Raw genomic sequence first — 13,132 nt, 5'->3', positions numbered from 1 at the left:
AGGGTTAGTGAAAAGCCAACATTAAAAAAAATTACTTTTTGATATACAGTACAAATTATAGGGTGTGTTATTAAATGATTAAATTTCTTGATCTTCAAAAAATAAATCAGGTTTATCATGCGGAGTTAATGAGTGCATTCGAATCTGTGTTAGATTCGGGATGGTATGTAATGGGAAATCATCTCCAAAAGTTTGAGTCTGAATTTGCTAATTACTGTGGTGTTAAACACTGTATTGGTGTAGCGAACGGCTTAGAAGCCCTGGTGTTGGTTTTACGCGCCTGGAAAGAAATGGGTAAATTGCAAGAAGGTGACGAGGTTATCGTACCATCTAATACATATATTGCTTCTATTCTTGCAATATCTGAAAATAATTTAACTCCAATACTTGTAGAACCTGATGTAAATACTTTTAACTTATCTCTAGAAAATATAAAAGCAGCTGTTACGACAAAAACAAAAGTGATCCTTCCTGTTCATCTTTACGGTCAGATTTCACCGATGAAAGAAATACAGGAATATGCTGCTGCAAACAATATATTAGTTCTTGAGGATTGTGCGCAATCACAAGGAGCTGAGCAGTTTAAAATCAAGGCAGGCAGTTGGGGGGATGCAGGTGCGTTTAGTTTCTACCCGGGGAAAAATTTAGGTGCTCTGGGTGATGCTGGTGCGATCACAACGAGTGATGATGGCTTAGCAGATACACTAAAAGCTCTTCGTAATTATGGCTCACATGTAAAATATCAAAATCTCTATAAAGGGGTAAATAGTCGACTGGATGAATTACAGGCAGCGCTTTTAAGCGTCAAATTACCAAATTTAGATAATGAAAATAAACGCAGAAGAGATATAGCTAAGAAATATCAAGAGAATATTACTAACGAAAATATTACTCTTCCAGTTCATCCTGACAATGATGTTTCACACGTATGGCATTTATATGTTATTAAAACAGTAAATAGGGATAGTCTTGTTAACTATTTGAATGATCAGGGAATACAAACCCTTGTACACTATCCGATACCTCCTCATCATCAAAAGGCTTACTCAGAAATTTCACATTTATCCTTACCTGTCTCAGAAATGTTGCATAATTCCGTACTCTCTTTGCCAATTTCGCCAGTTATGACCGATGATGAGGTCGACTTTGTCATTCAAAAAATAAATGGATGGCAAATTTGAATTTTGCAAAAGTAACTATTTTTAGCGGAATATTGACACTTCTGCGACTATTATGCGGTTTCGCGATATCAAAAGTTGTTGCAATATATACAGGTCCAGTGGGGATTGCGGGATTAGGGCAATTACAAAATCTGGTGACGTTCATAAATGGTTTTGTATCCTCTCAGGTTTCTCAGGGGATAAACAGATATTCCGCAGAAAATAAAAATGATTATGAAAGTGCAAAATACTACTGGAGAGCTGCCTTAAAGCTCTCTGTAGTAGCATGCCTGTTTATCATTTGCCTGGGATGCATTCTATCAAGTAATATATCAATGCTTTTATTTTCAACGAAAGCTTATTATTGGATAGTCATACTTGCTTTGATTGTTGTACCGCTAAATGTTATAAATAATATATTCTTGGGTGTGCTCAATGGTCTTGGAGACCATTATAGGTTTTTTGTTGCTAATGGATGTGCTGTTGTTTTTTCTGCCATCTCTATGATGTTATTGGTATATCTTTTTGGGTTAAAGGGAGCATTGATTGCTGCGGCATTGAATAATGCAATTGCAGGCCTATGGCTTGTATTTGTAGTCATGAAATGCGATTGGTTCAAATATCATTTCTGGGTTGGTAAAACCACCTCGTCTCATATATCTGAAATGAGAAATTATTTTTTCATGGGCATAATTGGCGCACTGACCGGCCCTGTATCTCTCATTCTAGTGAGGACTATTTTAACCAAAGATTTTTCAGCAGAATATGCTGGCTATTGGCAGTCTGTATCGAAGTTATCTGAAGCTTACCTGGCAGTCCTGACAACCGCACTAACTGTATATTATTTCCCCAAAACAGCAGCCGCCAAGACAGTTAAAGAACATATTTCTGTTTTAAAAACAGGCAGTCTCATTGTTATTCCCTTTGCCTGCATGTTTGCTATGAGTATATTTTGGGGTAAAGAATATATATTGAAGATATTATTCAGTTCGGAATTTATTGCAGCAAAACAATTGTTCTTATTTCAGAATTTGGGTGATGTTTTCAGAATAACAAGTTGGTTATTTGCAACAGTGTTATTAGCTAAGGGATATTTTAAGATTAATGCTATACTGGAGATCACATTTTCAATCTTATTTCCCTTATTAACGTGGGGGTTAACAAAGTATTTCTCATTTACTGGGGTAAGCATTGCATACTGTATAACCTATTTAGGTTATTTAATAGTTTCTATACTTATATATATTGCTCATATTAAGAGGCTACAAAAGGTTAGTGATATAGCATGAGTCAAGAATATCCATATAAATGTTCAGTCATAACACCAGTATATAATGAAGAGCGAAATATTAATGCTTTTCTAAACATGCTGTGTGAAATATATGACCCTCAAATACAGTTCGTACTCATTGATGATGGTTCTACTGATAAAACATTTGAGATCATCTCTAATGACTCTTTTATACGTAATAATAAAAATATCAGGGTTATTAGCAAAAAAAATGGAGGTGCTGCAGAGGCGCGCCTTGTAGGGATTAATAACTCCGAAAGTAATTTTATTGTTTTTTGTGATTGCGATGACAAACTTGATCAATTTTCTATAAAAAAAGCATTGGCCGAATTTGAGAACAATAAAGAAATTGATCTGGCTTTATTTGATTATTATGTGTGTTCTACTCAAAAGGAGCCCACACGTTTTAACTACACAATTCAAAATTGGCCGATTTCTGGATATACTGCATTCGAGAATACAATTTCGTTATGGGGTATTCATGCGTTTGGTATATATCGGAAAGAGACGATTCTGGCTGGCTATAATGCAATCAAAAATATTGCTGGAGGTTTAGCTAATAATGTCAATGATGATGAGTTAATAGCTCGGATGGCTATGTTAAATGCCCGAAAAATTACTCTATCTGAAGGGAAGTATTATTATGCAGAAAACACACTTTCAACAACCAGAAGAGTTAATAGAAATTTGTTTAAAATGGCATTTACAGCTCAACGATTAGCAGACATCATCACCGATACTCCATCATTAAGCTTGTTAATTCCTGCCGTTCATTTGTATATGATCAGAGTTGCTACTAATTTAACAATAAAAAGGTCCCTCTGGCGAAAAAAAATAAATAATAAAAGTGAATGGGACCTGGCGGTTTCCAGTTTAATTCAGAAAGTTAAGCTTAAAAATATAATAGAAATTACTAAGCATAATAAAAAATTACTAACTTGGTCTCTCTTCAAGTTTATGGTACTTAAGGCTATATATGGATTTCGAAATGTTAAACCATGAAGAAATGGTGTCTATCGTAATAGTGACATATAATTCTGCTGATTTTATTGAAGAAACGCTAGATAGTTGTTTAAAACAGACTTATTCTAACATTGAAATTATAGTTTCTGATGATAACTCGGCAGATAATACTGTCAATTGTTGTAAACAATGGAATGAAAAAAATAATTCACAAGTTAAATTTAAAGTGATCACTAGTGAACTACGAGCTGGGATACCTGCTAATTGTAATAGAGGTGCGATGGCTTCATCTGGTAGCTGGATTAAGTTTTTAGGTGCAGATGATCTGTTAGAAGCTACAGCAATTGAAGATCTAATGGCTTCAAGAAAAAGTAATACCGGTATTGTGTTTTCCCGATTTGAAACATTTGGAGAAAATGTTTCAACTGAAGTTTTCCCATATTCCTTTACATGGAATTTAATAAAGAATAAGTCGGAACAAAATTCTAAATACTCAGACTGGCTCTTCTTACTTGGTTTTTCAAATGTTGCTCCAGGGGTAATGATATCCAGAGAAACATTTGACAAGTATCATGGGTATGATGAAAGTTATTACTTGCTAGAAGATTTACCTCTTTGGTATAAATTATTTTCGAATAATGAATGTATTTCATATTGTTCAGTAATAACTGTAAAGTATCGTATTCATCAAAACCAGGTAACGTCTTCGGGCATCAGCGAGTTATTAAAAAAAGATTTATTAAAGTTTAATGTTTCAGTAAGAAAAAGATACAAAGCTCCTTATGTTCATAACTTAATTCAGATCATAGCTAATTCCAATAAAAGATTGAGGTTCTTGAAATATATTGATCTTTTTCAATGGTATATATCTTTATATAATAGGTTATGTAAATAATGTTTATTTTATCGCAATGTATGCCGCTTCTGTTCTTGTCATTACTTTGGCCAAACTTTAAGGCTTCTTTAAAAAGAATAGTCGCTTATTCTTTGGTTTTTTTATTGGGCGTGGTTTACACCGCTTTTTACCTTAATGGAGAAGATTGGGTAAATTATTATGTAAACTTTTTCACTCGTGAAGGAACTGCATGGTTTGAGCCTGGATTTTATTTATTGTATTCATGCTTGTCATTCTTGTCTCATTATAACTTTGGCATCACAACGCTCCTGTTTTTCCTGTTGTCATTTGCTATACTTACTAAGTTTGTCCTTGATAATAAAGACTGTAATTTACCATTTTTTTTACTATTGCTTATTATTTGTTTTGGTAATACATTAATTTTAGAGCAGTTAAGACAGTTTGTTTCCGCAATATTAGCACTATGTGCATTAACTACTAGATTAAATTTAAACAAAAAAAAGTCTAATTTCTATCTTTTGCTTGCAATAGCATTTCATGCATCAGCAGTTATTGTCGGATGTGCATTTCTTTTGGCGAGCATAAAGAATTCTAAAGCTTTTATATTTATTTCTCTCTCTATAGCCTCCTTTCTTTTGCTGTTGCTGACCAGTGACTCTCTGGTGAATATAGGTGTGCAGTTACTGCCTGTTATTTTTCTCAAGATTAAAGTTTATCGTGAAATCACAGATTTAACATTACATGTTGGGCCTTCTCTTATTTTCTCAATTATTTACTTATTATATCAATTTAAAAACATTGGAGAGCTAAAATATACTGGAGATTATTCAGTTGTATTCTTAAAAAGACAGCTTTTCTTTGGAGGCTTGGTCTTCTTGGTCGGTATTTTTATACCTTTCATGTCACGAATGTCGACTTTTTTTATTATATTTTTATTTTATGATGTCGCGATTAATAACTACTTTAAATATTTTCAGATAGGTAGGAAAGTTGTGTTGAAGTTTGTGTTGGTTTTGTTTTATAGCTTATTTAGTATGGCTTCATATTTCAAAAACGATATAGCTCCTATTTCCTTTGATAACTTAACATTTAATTTCATCCCGTTTGTATTAAATGATGTCAACTATGATTCATTAGTATATGAAACCTATTTCAAAAATGCTCTGGTGACAAGCGAGCTCATATCGGATAAGTAATGATACCTATGAAAATAGCAATGATATTACCTAGCCTTGCAAAAAGTGGTCCTGGGATTCAAGTGGAAGCTTTGTGCAAGCTGCTTACAGCACAGGGTTGTTATGTAGAAATATTTTATTTGCGTGAAAACACAAAGAACAAACTCAATTTTGTTGGGATAAAGAAAAATAGGGTGGATTTTTCTTTAGGTACCATTAATAAATTTCGTGGGTTCGATATTGTTCACAGCCATGGTTTTTTCCCTGATTTATTACTTGTATTGCTGCGCTGCTCTGGAGTTAGAGCAGCATTTGTAACAACAATGCATAACTTTCTTAAAGAGGATATATTTTCAAGATATAAACCAATGAAAGCAAGAATATCTGTCTTTTTATGGAAGCTTGTTCTCTCATTTATCCCTAATAAATTTGTATTCACATCGATAGCGAAAAATTATTACAGTTCTTTTTCAAATGGAGATGTTTATATTGTTAGCAGTGGAATCGATGTGTTAGCAGTTGAAAGTAAAATTGAGGAAAGCTCAGTTCTTGAAGATGAATATATTGAAGCCGCCGCCTCTTTAGTAAAACGAAATCTGAAAATTATTGGTTCAACTTCTATTATTACATCAGGGAAGCATCTGGATACCATCGTCCATGCCCTACCTTTTTTACCGAATCATGCCGCTATTTTTGTCGGCGGTGGTGCCAGGGAAAAAGAGTTAATAGATCTAGCCATTAGTTTGAAGGTTTATGATCGTTGCATATTTACTGGGTTTAGAGCAAACCCACTCCCTTATCTTAAGACATTTGATATTTATGCAATGCCAAGTTCAAGTGAATCCTTTGGGCTAAGTTTATTTGAAGCCATAATTGCTAAGCTTCCAATTATATGTCGTGATTTGCCAGTTTATAGAGAACTCCTGGAAAATGACAATATCTGTTTCTTTGATGGTACTGTTTCAGATTTCGTTAAAGTAGTTAACTCCATGGATACTTGCAATGAAGAATTGATTTCGTCTTTATATAATATGGTTAGTCAAAATTATGACATGTCAGTCGTTGCATCAAAATACCGTGCTTGCTATAGGGATTTAATAAAGAAATGATCGATTTTAGTGTTCTAATGTCCTTATATACTAAAGAGACCCCTGGTAATTTGGAGCAATGCTTTGAAAGTCTTTTTAATCAAACCTATCAAGCTAACGAAATTATTGTAGTGCTGGATGGGCCGATAAACGAACAATTACACTCCGTCATAAATAAGTGGGCGGAGATTTTACCACTACATATTGTTCCACTACCAAATAATGTTGGTTTAGGCAATGCGCTTAATATTGGAATGAAGAGTTGTAATCATGCTCTAATTGCGAGAATGGATACCGATGATATTTGTGTGCCAAATCGCTTTGAGCTTCAGATAAGAAAGTTTAGTGAATCCCCTGAACTTTGTATTTTAGGAGGGGCAATCAGCGAATTTGAAAACGACATTAATATTTCTACCGGCGTTCGAAAAGTACCTGAAACGCATGTGGATATTTTGAAATATGCAGTTTTAAAAAACCCCTTTAATCATATGACGGTTATGTTCAAAAAAGATGAAATTATGAGCGTTGGTGGTTATATGCATCACCATTTTATGGAGGACTATAATTTATGGCTAAGAGTTTTATCAAAAGGGAAAACTGTAGGTAATATAGCTGATATATTAGTCTACGCAAGAACTGGAAATGCTATGTTAAACCGTCGTCGTGGTTTGTCTTATATCCACAGCGAGTTAATACTGGCGAGACTTAAACATAAACTTGGTTTTCAAAATTTTTTATCCGCTTCGTGCATCTTGTTGTTGCGCTCTCTTCCAAGATTGTTGCCAATAACCCTATTTAGAAAAATATATTCAGTCATGCGGAAGCAATGAAAATTCATAGGTTATTTTTTAATGTTAAATAAACATATCTTTAGTTTAACATCACTACGTTTTTTTGCAGCAGTTGGCGTATTTCTGCATCATCTAGGCGTTCTTAATTCAGTTGACAATCCAATAATAAAATCTTTCGCAAGATATTTTTTTTCTGGCTATGCTGGAGTTACTTTTTTTTACATATTGTCCGGTTTTATAATATCGTATAGCTTCAGGAAACATAAAGCGGATGGGTATTTTGATTCTAAGGATTTTATTTTCTTTAGAGTCGTTAGGATATTTCCTGTCCATTGGTTAACATTGTTGTTTTCTTTTTTTGTTTTTAGCCATTTCTCTAATTTTGACTTTTTGCACATCATTGCTCTTATTTTTAACTTTTTTTTGCTGCATGCATTTATTCCATTGGAAGATGTTTATTTTTCATTTAATCCAGTGAGTTGGAGTCTTTCTTGCGAACTTTTCTTTTATTGTAGCTTTGTGTTTTTAGTAGTGTTAAAAACTCGTTTTTTACTAATTTTGTTAGCAATGATACTAGTGCTTCAATTTTATTTCTTGATTCACCCACAAGACCTAGTATCTGATCACTGGCTGTTCTACATAAACCCTTTCTTTAGAATTAATGGATTCATTATTGGTATGCTTTTATGTCGCATGCATGTTTCAAAAATGCCTGTATTGTCTGAAAGTATGTTTAGTTTCATGGAGATATTATCAGTTATTTTGTTAGGGTTGACGTTGTATCTTTCTACTAATTTTATTTCTGATATGAATTTACGCTATGATTTGCTATTTATACCCGCAATGGCATTTATGGTGTTTGTTTTTTCTTATGACGGCGGGGTCATTTCTAAATTATTATCGCATCGTTGTTTTGTTCTTTTAGGAGAGGCATCATTCTCTTTTTATATGATTCATTTAATTGTCATAAGGGTTATTTTTAAAATAACAAATGACAATCATGCTGATGATATCTTAGCTATAATGTTGACGGCTTTAACTGCATTTATTTTGTCTGTTTTAGGATCTGTTATTATATTTAAATTATTCGAGGTTCCTGTTAATAAAGCACTGCGAAATCGATGGTTAAAATTCAGATACAAAAAATAAGGGTTTAGTGTCATCGCTATACTTTGTTCCCAAACTCACATCTTAACTGTATAATCACCATATCTCATATTTAGAAATTACAACTATTCACACCTGACAGGAGTATGTAATGTCCAAGCAACAGATCGGCGTTGTCGGTATGGCAGTGATGGGGCGCAACCTGGCGCTCAACATCGAAAGCCGTGGTTATACCGTCTCCGTTTTCAACCGCTCCCGTGATAAGACCGAAGAAGTGATTGCCGAGAATCCAGGCAAGAAACTGGTTCCTTTCTATACGGTGAAAGAGTTCGTTGAGTCTCTGGAAACGCCTCGTCGTATCCTGTTAATGGTGAAAGCGGGCGCAGGTACCGATGCAGCGATTGACTCCCTGAAGCCTTACCTCGAAAAAGGTGACATCATCATTGATGGCGGTAACACCTTCTTCCAGGACACCATTCGTCGTAACCGTGAGCTGTCCGCAGAAGGCTTCAACTTCATCGGTACCGGTGTTTCCGGTGGTGAAGAGGGCGCGCTGAAAGGCCCATCCATCATGCCTGGCGGCCAGAAAGATGCATACGAACTGGTTGCACCTATCCTGACCAAAATCGCAGCCGTTGCTGAAGATGGTGAGCCTTGCGTAACCTATATCGGTGCAGACGGTGCAGGTCACTATGTGAAAATGGTGCACAACGGTATCGAATACGGCGACATGCAGCTGATCGCTGAAGCTTATTCCCTGCTGAAAGGCGGTCTGAACCTCTCTAACGAAGAGCTGGCTGAAACCTTTACCGAGTGGAACAAAGGCGAGCTTAACAGCTACCTGATTGACATCACCAAAGATATCTTCACGAAAAAAGATGAAGAGGGTAAATACCTGGTTGATGTGATTCTGGATGAAGCAGCGAACAAAGGTACCGGTAAATGGACCAGCCAGAGCTCTCTGGATCTGGGCGAACCGCTGTCTCTGATCACTGAGTCTGTTTTCGCGCGTTACATTTCTTCCCTGAAAGAGCAGCGCGTCGCGGCGTCTAAAGTGCTGTCTGGCCCACAGGCTAAACCAGCAGGTGATAAAGCCGAATTCGTTGAAAAAGTGCGTCGTGCACTTTACCTGGGTAAAATCGTTTCTTACGCGCAGGGCTTCTCTCAGCTGCGTGCGGCGTCAGACGAGAACAACTGGGATCTGAACTACGGTGAAATCGCGAAGATCTTCCGCGCGGGTTGCATCATTCGTGCGCAGTTCCTGCAGAAAATCACCGATGCCTATGCTGAAAACGCCGGTATCGCTAACCTGCTGCTGGCACCGTACTTCAAGAAGATTGCGGACGAATACCAGCAGGCGCTGCGTGACGTGGTTGCCTACGCTGTTCAGAACGGTATTCCGGTTCCAACCTTCTCTGCTGCAGTAGCCTACTACGACAGCTACCGTGCGGCCGTTCTGCCTGCTAACCTGATTCAGGCCCAGCGTGACTACTTCGGCGCGCATACCTACAAGCGCACTGATAAAGAAGGCGTATTCCATACCGAATGGATGGAATGAGTTAACGCACTCGCTGTCATCGCAACCCGGAGCTCGTCTCCGGGTTTTTTTATGCAAAAACTGCTGCCTTATATTCGAAGTAGTCTGAATCTCATCCCACTCGAAGTGATTACTCCTGGTTTGCCTTGACAGTTCTGTTTGCCAGGAGGTACAAAGCCCAACAGTTATGTTTATCGCGATGGTCAGGTGACCATCAGTACAGTTAACTCACAGAAGTCATTAGCGAATGAAAATAACAATTTCCGGAACAGGGTATGTCGGTCTCTCTAACGGCATTCTGATTGCTCAAAACCACGAAGTGGTTGCACTGGATATCGTGCAGGCCAAAGTGGACATGCTCAATCAGAAAAAATCGCCGATTGTCGATAAAGAAATCCAGGACTATCTCAGCAATAAGCCGCTGAATTTCCGCGCCACGACTGACAAAGAAGATGCATATCGCGATGCGGATTACGTCATCATTGCGACGCCTACTGACTACGATCCCAAAACCAACTACTTCAACACCTCAACCGTCGAAGCGGTGATCAAAGACGTTATCGCGATCAACCCTCGTGCGGTGATGGTCATTAAGTCAACGATTCCTGTTGGTTTCACTAAATCCATCAAAGAGAAGTTTGGGATTGATAACATCTTCTTCTCGCCGGAGTTCCTGCGCGAGGGGAGAGCACTTTACGATAACCTGCATCCTTCGCGTATTGTTATTGGCGAACGCTCTGAGCGTGCTGAGCGCTTTGCCGCGCTGCTTCAGGAAGGGGCGCTTAAGAAAGATATTCAGGTGTTGTTTACCGACTCCACTGAAGCTGAGGCGATTAAGCTCTTCGCGAATACCTATCTGGCAATGCGAGTGGCTTATTTCAATGAGCTCGACAGTTACGCAGAGAGTCTTGGACTGAACACCCGTCAGATTATTGAAGGGGTGTGTCTCGATCCGCGCATTGGTAATCACTACAACAACCCTTCATTTGGCTACGGTGGCTACTGTCTGCCAAAAGACACCAAGCAACTGCTGGCAAACTACCAGGCTGTGCCAAACAACCTGATATCGGCGATTGTTGATGCTAACCGTACACGTAAAGATTTTATCTCCGATTCCATCCTTGCGCGTCAACCGAAAGTCGTCGGCGTATACCGTCTGATCATGAAGAGTGGCTCCGATAACTTCCGCGCTTCTTCTATTCAGGGGATCATGAAGCGCATTAAGGCGAAAGGGGTTGAGGTTGTTATCTATGAGCCAGCCATGCCGGAGGATCAGTTCTTCAATTCACGGGTGATCCGCGATCTGGACGCATTTAAGAAAGAAGCCGATGTCATCATTTCAAACCGCATGGCGGAAGAGTTGGCTGACGTGGCGGATAAAGTGTATACCCGCGATCTGTTTGGTAGTGATTAATAAAAAATGTTCTTTAAAAGGACAGACCGTAATGGTCTGTCCTTTTTTATATTTGATGTTAATTGAGGAAAATGTCTTTTATTTAATTAAAATATGCTGAGGAAGGTATTTCTTAAATTTATTCATTGAGTCCTGAATACTGTCTTTCGAAATAGTGAAAAGAATATCATCTTCTGTTTCTTTTTGACGAACAGCACCGAAACGCTCGTGGAACCTAATGACAGAAAGATTACCTTTACGGACATCGAAGTGGGCGCGGGTAAAACCTAATTTCAACGCGTAGTAGTAGACTAAAAGCGCCGACTCAATTGCGAAATGTGAAGGTGCATCCTCATGAATGACCCATGATCCCCAGCAGAAAGAATCTTGTTGCTGATCATAAATTCTTACCGTACCAAAAGGTATATCTTCGAGATCGGTAATGATAAAGTAGGCTTGACCCTCATTTTTCAGATAACCTTCGATCCATTTTTCTTGTGCCTTAGTATCATCAGAGGTCGTGCTTATAAATCGACCCTTTTTCTCATTCGTTCTCAGCGCAACAATGAAAGCTGCGTCATCGATTTTTACATTTCGAAGTTTAACAGAGCGACCTACGATAAGATCTGTCTGGTGAATTACTGGAATAGACATAGCAGTTCCTTTTTGCGTAGACATATTGAATGTATTCAAATTTTATAGAAACGTTTGTACCAGTCTACAAAGTTCTTCACCCCATCTTTAACCGAGGTTTGCGGTTTAAATCCGATCGCGTCATAAAGTGGCTGGGTATCGGCGCTGGTTTCCAGAACATCCCCGGCCTGGAGTGGCATCATATTTTTTTCCGCTTTTTTACCCAGGGCCTCTTCCAGAGCGGTGATGTAGTCCATCAGCTCTACTGGTGAACTGTTGCCGATGTTATAAACCCGATAAGGCGCTGAGCTGGTCGCAGGTGAGCCGGCCTCAACGGTCCAGTTTGGGTCTGACCGAGGAATAACATCCTGAAGGCGAATAATGGCTTCAGCGATATCATCAATGTACGTGAAGTCGCGCTTCATCTTACCGTAGTTATAGACATCGATGCTTTTGCCTTCAATCATCGCCTTGGTAAACTTAAACAGTGCCATGTCAGGGCGTCCCCACGGACCGTATACGGTAAAGAAGCGCAGCCCAGTTGTCGGCAGGTTGTAGAGATGCGAATAGGTGTGCGACATCAGTTCATTGGCTTTTTTGGTCGCGGCATAAAGCGAAACCGGGTGATCCACGGAATCGTCAGTCGAGAAGGGCATCTTGCGGTTGAGGCCATATACGGAGCTGGATGAGGCATAAAGCAGATGCTGAACGTTGTTATGGCGGCAGCCTTCCAGCACGTTGAGATGACCAATAATGTTGGCATCAGCATACACATGTGGGTTTTCAAGGGAGTAGCGTACGCCAGCCTGCGCGGCAAGATGAATCACACGATCAAACTTCTCACTGGCGAAAAGCGTGACCATACCTTCCCGGTCAGCTAAGTCCAGCTTGTGAAAGGTGAAACTCTCAGATTTTAACAGTTCCAGGCGTGCCAGCTTCAGGTTGACATCGTAGTATTCATTAAGGTTATCAATACCGACAACCTGATGACCGGCCTCAAGGAGGCGTTTACTGACATTTGCACCGATAAAACCAGCTGCACCCGTTACCAGAAATTTCATCTCTTCCCTCATAGCCTATATTCTTACAGATGCCATAGCGCATCACATGGCCTCTATGATACCGCGAAGGGAGGTAA

12 protein-coding genes are annotated in these 13,132 nt (G+C 38.5%); 10 read left to right on the top strand and 2 right to left on the bottom strand.

Annotated elements, in window-relative coordinates; translation table 11 throughout:
* Positions 1-74 precede the first annotated feature (74 nt).
* From GXP72_RS15070 to ugd, 10 genes are all read left to right on the top strand, one after another.
* Positions 75-1,181 carry a DegT/DnrJ/EryC1/StrS family aminotransferase gene (locus tag GXP72_RS15070; protein ID WP_100121833.1) on the top strand — a complete coding sequence of 369 codons (1,107 nt, stop codon included), beginning with the start codon at positions 75-77 and terminating at the stop codon, positions 1,179-1,181.
* On the top strand, positions 1,169-2,449 hold the full coding sequence (locus tag GXP72_RS15065; protein WP_073961496.1) for an O-antigen translocase: 1,281 nt from the start codon (positions 1,169-1,171) through the stop codon (positions 2,447-2,449). Before GXP72_RS15070 ends, GXP72_RS15065 begins: the two co-directional genes overlap by 13 nt.
* The gene (locus GXP72_RS15060) at positions 2,446-3,453 is read left to right on the top strand and encodes a glycosyltransferase family 2 protein (RefSeq protein WP_090419629.1); all 1,008 of its coding nucleotides are present in this window, start codon (positions 2,446-2,448) and stop codon (positions 3,451-3,453) included. Before GXP72_RS15065 ends, GXP72_RS15060 begins: the two co-directional genes overlap by 4 nt.
* Positions 3,440-4,309, top strand: coding sequence for a glycosyltransferase (locus GXP72_RS15055; RefSeq protein WP_073961498.1), 870 nt, complete (start codon positions 3,440-3,442; stop codon positions 4,307-4,309). The genes GXP72_RS15060 and GXP72_RS15055 overlap by 14 nt, the downstream gene beginning before the upstream one ends.
* Positions 4,309-5,466 (top strand): EpsG family protein, encoded by a 1,158-nt coding sequence (locus tag GXP72_RS15050; protein ID WP_208763062.1) that lies wholly within the window; start codon positions 4,309-4,311, stop codon positions 5,464-5,466. The genes GXP72_RS15055 and GXP72_RS15050 overlap by 1 nt, the downstream gene beginning before the upstream one ends.
* An 8-nt stretch (positions 5,467-5,474) precedes the next feature.
* Positions 5,475-6,554 (top strand): glycosyltransferase family 4 protein, encoded by a 1,080-nt coding sequence (locus tag GXP72_RS15045; protein ID WP_196761049.1) that lies wholly within the window; start codon positions 5,475-5,477, stop codon positions 6,552-6,554.
* On the top strand, positions 6,551-7,363 hold the full coding sequence (locus GXP72_RS15040; protein WP_061714807.1) for a glycosyltransferase: 813 nt from the start codon (positions 6,551-6,553) through the stop codon (positions 7,361-7,363). The genes GXP72_RS15045 and GXP72_RS15040 overlap by 4 nt, the downstream gene beginning before the upstream one ends.
* A 21-nt stretch (positions 7,364-7,384) precedes the next feature.
* Positions 7,385-8,473: an acyltransferase gene (locus GXP72_RS15035; RefSeq protein ID WP_061714808.1), complete on the top strand. Its 1,089-nt coding sequence runs from the start codon at positions 7,385-7,387 to the stop codon at positions 8,471-8,473.
* Between the two features lie 109 nt (positions 8,474-8,582).
* Positions 8,583-9,989: an NADP-dependent phosphogluconate dehydrogenase gene (gndA, locus tag GXP72_RS15030; protein ID WP_024908082.1), complete on the top strand. Its 1,407-nt coding sequence runs from the start codon at positions 8,583-8,585 to the stop codon at positions 9,987-9,989.
* 226 nt (positions 9,990-10,215) lie between these two features.
* Entirely contained in the window at positions 10,216-11,382 is a 1,167-nt protein-coding gene (gene ugd, locus GXP72_RS15025) for a UDP-glucose 6-dehydrogenase (protein WP_061714809.1), read from the top strand.
* A 78-nt stretch (positions 11,383-11,460) separates the two neighbouring features.
* Here the strand turns inward: ugd and GXP72_RS15020 are convergent, their stop codons facing one another.
* Both GXP72_RS15020 and GXP72_RS15015 read right to left on the bottom strand, forming a co-directional pair.
* Positions 11,461-12,015 (bottom strand): GNAT family N-acetyltransferase, encoded by a 555-nt coding sequence (locus tag GXP72_RS15020; RefSeq protein ID WP_208763061.1) that lies wholly within the window; start codon positions 12,013-12,015, stop codon positions 11,461-11,463.
* Positions 12,016-12,050: 35 nt separating this feature from the next.
* Positions 12,051-13,055: an NAD-dependent epimerase gene (locus tag GXP72_RS15015; RefSeq protein WP_090419638.1), complete on the bottom strand. Its 1,005-nt coding sequence runs from the start codon at positions 13,053-13,055 to the stop codon at positions 12,051-12,053.
* Positions 13,056-13,132: the final 77 nt, after the last annotated feature.

Source organism: Enterobacter sp. SES19 (genome assembly GCF_011765665.1).
In the GTDB taxonomy this organism is placed as follows: domain Bacteria; phylum Pseudomonadota; class Gammaproteobacteria; order Enterobacterales; family Enterobacteriaceae; genus Enterobacter; species Enterobacter pseudoroggenkampii.
This window is presented reverse-complemented; position numbering and strand designations above follow the sequence as displayed.

Bases quoted from the DNA above. Each gene is read 5' to 3' on its own strand.
- GXP72_RS15070 (WP_100121833.1), top strand. From the start codon at position 75: ATGATTAAATTTCTTGATCTTCAAAAAATAAATCAGGTTTATCATGCG.
- GXP72_RS15065 (WP_073961496.1), top strand. From the start codon at position 1,169: ATGGCAAATTTGAATTTTGCAAAAGTAACTATTTTTAGCGGAATATTG.
- GXP72_RS15060 (WP_090419629.1), top strand. From the start codon at position 2,446: ATGAGTCAAGAATATCCATATAAATGTTCAGTCATAACACCAGTATAT.
- GXP72_RS15055 (WP_073961498.1), top strand. From the start codon at position 3,440: ATGTTAAACCATGAAGAAATGGTGTCTATCGTAATAGTGACATATAAT.
- GXP72_RS15050 (WP_208763062.1), top strand. From the start codon at position 4,309: ATGTTTATTTTATCGCAATGTATGCCGCTTCTGTTCTTGTCATTACTT.
- GXP72_RS15045 (WP_196761049.1), top strand. From the start codon at position 5,475: ATGAAAATAGCAATGATATTACCTAGCCTTGCAAAAAGTGGTCCTGGG.
- GXP72_RS15040 (WP_061714807.1), top strand. From the start codon at position 6,551: ATGATCGATTTTAGTGTTCTAATGTCCTTATATACTAAAGAGACCCCT.
- GXP72_RS15035 (WP_061714808.1), top strand. From the start codon at position 7,385: ATGTTAAATAAACATATCTTTAGTTTAACATCACTACGTTTTTTTGCA.
- gndA (WP_024908082.1), top strand. From the start codon at position 8,583: ATGTCCAAGCAACAGATCGGCGTTGTCGGTATGGCAGTGATGGGGCGC.
- ugd (WP_061714809.1), top strand. From the start codon at position 10,216: ATGAAAATAACAATTTCCGGAACAGGGTATGTCGGTCTCTCTAACGGC.
- GXP72_RS15020 (WP_208763061.1), bottom strand. From the start codon at position 12,015: ATGTCTATTCCAGTAATTCACCAGACAGATCTTATCGTAGGTCGCTCT.
- GXP72_RS15015 (WP_090419638.1), bottom strand. From the start codon at position 13,055: ATGAAATTTCTGGTAACGGGTGCAGCTGGTTTTATCGGTGCAAATGTC.